Origin of the sequence: Daejeonella sp., from assembly GCF_044348475.1 — a bacterium.
Lineage (GTDB): Bacteria > Bacteroidota > Bacteroidia > Sphingobacteriales > Sphingobacteriaceae > Daejeonella.
On sequence record NZ_JBIKSU010000132.1, the window covers coordinates 1 to 4,021 of the forward strand.

Below are 4,021 nucleotides of genomic sequence, written 5' to 3' on the forward strand. Positions count from 1 at the left end.
TCAGATTTTTTCAAAAGATAGTATATCAACTACCAATAGTGTCACTATCATTTCAAAAAATTATCAGATATACAATAAATATAAAACCAAAATTACAGTAACATCTATTTCAAACCCTATTAATACCGTCTCGAAGCAATATAATGTGGAACGGGATCGAGTTTATAAAAATTATTTAATGACTTCCTACGATTTGTCAAATTTTGACACTTGGTTTTCATCAGCGCAATTGTACAAATCTGATGGAAGTAAATATCTGAATAATCCATTTATAGATGAGCAGTCTACTCAATTAGATATTGACGGCGATGGTTTAGAAGATTTATTTTACTTTGAATCATATGATTTGAAAATTAATCCGACTCCAAATCCTCCTCCATCTATTTTCATGAATACTGGAACGGTATTAAAACAAATTAATTATAGTGGCCCTACCTTAAAAGATCCTCATGGAACAAAAGTATTAATTGGAGATTTTAATAATGATTCCCATCCTGACATATTTTCAAATGTTGCTGTAGACCCACCCCTTTTAGCTTTCCCCTTTTTAAATGATAACTGTCATCTTCTGTTAAATTCAAAAAATGGATTCTCTTCAGTAAAAGAGTTTCTTGCCCAAGGTTTTTGGTATACAGGATGTTCAGGTGATATTGACAATGATGGTGATTTAGACATTATTACATTTAATTTTCATAGCCAAGCAAATGGGGTTAAAAGTAGAATTATGTGGAATGATGGCAAGGCAAATTTTTCAATTGACTTTAATGGAATTGGAGATATTCCGGTTGTAGATCAATCAGAACTAGTAGATATTAATAATGATGGTTTTTTAGATTTAGTTTTAAACTTTCATCCTAATGGAACAAGTAGAATAAATGATTTTAGAGTTTTGTGGGGTAATGGCAAAGGGTTTAGCCTAAGCAATTCTACTTCTATTAGTATGTCAGGCGATTGGTATTTAATGAATCTTGACTTTCTTGATATTGATAAAGATGGCACGAAAGAGATTGTGCCAAGTGGAAATTATGATAATCCTTCAGGCGGAGCTCCAATTTATTTTATTTCACTTTACAAATCAGAAGATAAAGGGAAAACATTTACAGATAAAACAAGCCAATACATAGATAATAATAAAGCAAACAGATTTTATCACATTAGAGTTCAAGACATTGATAAAAATGGACAATTAGATATTTTCTCTGGAGAAAAAAAAGATAATATACGTTGGGAGTGGAATGGGGCTAAATTTATCAAGAAATAAAAACTCGAATTATTTTTAAAAAAAAGTATAAAAAAATCATTTATACTCTGATTTTACCGCTGGTTTTAGTAAGCGGTTTGGTATTTTCCAATCTTGAAATTAAAAGTGAAACTTCTATAAAATCAATCCCAAAGCCTTTCTCTGCTGCTAGAAGTAAAGTAGCATTGAAAAAATGGGAGGCAAGCCTTGATGGTATACTGTTCAAAAAATGGGAAGTATCTCCTGCAGGGATAAAAGTACATATTGCTGCAGCTAAAATAAGTAAATCTGTTAGGGATTATGCTAATATGGAGGGTGTTGTTACCTCGCTTTCTCTCCCATTAGGCTCAAGATTAGGTTTAGGAGAAATGGTAAGATTACATGGAGAGGACTATATTCTTGTTTTTTGTCCAGATCTTAACAGTGAATTTGAGCAATTACATAGTCTGAAAGTAAATGATAGAATTAGTATAAAAAGCCATAGTATATCGAAGGCATCAAAATATGCATATCCAATTGTATTGGGAGACTATGTTGAGCGAAGCAAAAAAGTTTTATATAAACGAGTACCACGCAAAGGTGGTTGTTAAATAATTGAACCTAATTGAATTTAACGCAAAGATTAACCCCTTATTTTTCGATTCTTTTATACTGAATCATCTCACATTCCTTATTTCTATTCTTTTCCTTTTAGCTGTAAAAATGATATTCCTAGCCAAATAACAGCGCCTGTCATAGAAACAGCGCCAATTAGTACAAAAATGGGAGGTAAGCCAAAATATACCTCTGTTAAAATTCCTATTGGCATTAATAAACCAATCATTGCCAACCAAGATATTTTTTTTGCAGATTTTATTTGACCATTAAATTGTATCAATAAGAATCCAATTATAATATTAAGTACTGAGAAAAGATTTCCATGAACATGGGCCAATCTAGATTCAAAATGCTTCCCAATACTATAATTATTGATCCACTCTAGTTTATTCGGAGCAAAGTCTCGTAGGTAGATGAGTAAAAATCCGTACAACATAAACATGCCCATTATCAAAAACCCTATGCCAATATTTTTTTTGCCTTCCATTTTATTTAAATTAAGATGAAGCCCAATGTACCTTCTTTTCAAATGCTTAAATATGACTTCAATCATATCTGTGTTGATTGTACTATCCTTCTCATAGAATATTAATCTAACATTGAGATGAATTAATCCTTTATTTTCGAGTTTCTTTAAAATTCGAGAAACAACTACCCTTGTTGTTCCTAACAAATTTGCTAGTGCCTAGTGTGTTATCTCTAATTCTTTAATATTATTTTTTATTTAAATTTTTGCAAGTTCCTTTATTATTATACTTTCTATTTTTCTAAAATTAATTTCATGGATAATATCCAATAATTCATTTTAACGGTTCATTAAAATATATTCATAAATTCTATACTATTCATCCATATTATCAGTTTTATCTATAGTCATATCAATTTTATTGAAGTCTTTTCACCAAATATTATCTTAAATTTGCGATACGACAATTACTTATACCTAATATTATGGAAAATACACCTCATAGCACATCCTCAGATGCAGCAAAATGCCCCTTTTTAGCGGCATCACAAAGGCAAACAGCAGCCGGATCTCTGTCAAACGCAGATTGGTGGCCGAATCACTTAAACCTGAAGATGCTACATCAAAATTCATCTGTAATTAATCCTTACGGTAAGGATTTTAACTATGCAGAAGAGTTTAAGAGTATTGATCTGGATGCTCTAAAGAAAGATATTTTCACCTTAATGACCGATTCACAAGATTGGTGGCCAGCAGATTATGTGGGTGATGGTCGTGGCGGTGCCTCTGCAGGTACGCAGCGTTTTGCACCATTGAATAGCTGGCCTGATAACGGTAACCTGGATAAGGCCCGTCGCTTACTTTGGCCGATCAAACAAAAATACGGACGTAAAATATCATGGGCGGATTTAATGATCCTTGCAGGTAACTGTGCTCTTGAATCCATGGGATTTGAAACTTTTGGCTTTGGTGGCGGTCGTGAAGATGTATATGAGCCTGAATTAGATATTTATTGGGGACCTGAGTCTACCTGGTTAGGCGATGAGCGTTACAAAGGAGATCGTCAGTTGGATAATCCTCTTGGGGCTGTTCAGATGGGTCTGATCTACGTGAATCCGGAAGGACCTAACGGAAATCCTGATGCATTAGCTTCAGCAAGAGATATTCGTGAAACATTTGCCCGTATGGCAATGAATGATGAAGAAACTGTTGCTCTGGTTGCTGGTGGACATACATTCGGAAAAACTCACGGTGCTGGTGATGCAGCCCTTCTTGGTCCTGAACCCGAAGGTGCTGGTATTGAAGAACAAGGTTTAGGATGGATCAGTAAATTCGGTACAGGTAAAGGTGTTGACGCCATTACCAGTGGTTTAGAAGGTGCTTGGACTCCAACGCCAACTACTTGGGATAACAGTTACTTCGATATGTTATTTGGTTTTGAGTGGGAGCTGACTAAAAGTCCTGCTGGTGCGCAGCAATGGGCACCTAAGGATGGTGCTGCTGCAGATTTAGTTCCTGATGCACATGATCCTTCAAAAAGACATGCTCCTTTCATGACAACAGCTGATATGGCTTTGAGAGTTGATCCGGCTTATGAAAAAATTTCAAGACGTTTCCATCAAAATCCTGCAGAGTTTGCAGATACTTTTGCCAAGGCATGGTTCAAGTTAACGCACCGAGATATGGGTCCTGTTTCTCGTTATCTTGGTAAAGAGGTT

Annotated in this window: 4 protein-coding genes; 3 read left to right on the top strand and 1 reads right to left on the bottom strand. The window is 34.6% G+C overall.

Annotation, left to right across the window (positions count from 1 at the left end; all coding sequences use genetic code 11):
* Both ACIQZ6_RS12180 and ACIQZ6_RS12185 read left to right on the top strand, forming a co-directional pair.
* On the top strand, positions 1 to 1,261 hold a 1,261-nt coding region (locus tag ACIQZ6_RS12180), incomplete at its 5' end, for an FG-GAP repeat domain-containing protein (protein ID WP_395811484.1).
* A gap of 77 nt (positions 1,262 to 1,338) precedes the next feature.
* On the top strand, positions 1,339 to 1,830 hold the full coding sequence (locus ACIQZ6_RS12185; RefSeq protein WP_395811486.1) for a hypothetical protein: 492 nt from the start codon (positions 1,339 to 1,341) through the stop codon (positions 1,828 to 1,830).
* Positions 1,831 to 1,916: 86 nt separating this feature from the next.
* Here the strand turns inward: ACIQZ6_RS12185 and ACIQZ6_RS12190 are convergent, their stop codons facing one another.
* Complete coding sequence (locus tag ACIQZ6_RS12190) at positions 1,917 to 2,510, bottom strand: helix-turn-helix domain-containing protein (RefSeq protein ID WP_395811488.1); 594 nt, start codon at positions 2,508 to 2,510, stop codon at positions 1,917 to 1,919.
* 278 nt (positions 2,511 to 2,788) lie between these two features.
* Here ACIQZ6_RS12190 and ACIQZ6_RS12195 point away from each other — a divergent pair.
* Positions 2,789 to 4,021: peroxidase family protein (locus ACIQZ6_RS12195; protein WP_395811489.1), on the top strand; the 1,233-nt coding region annotated here is incomplete at its 3' end.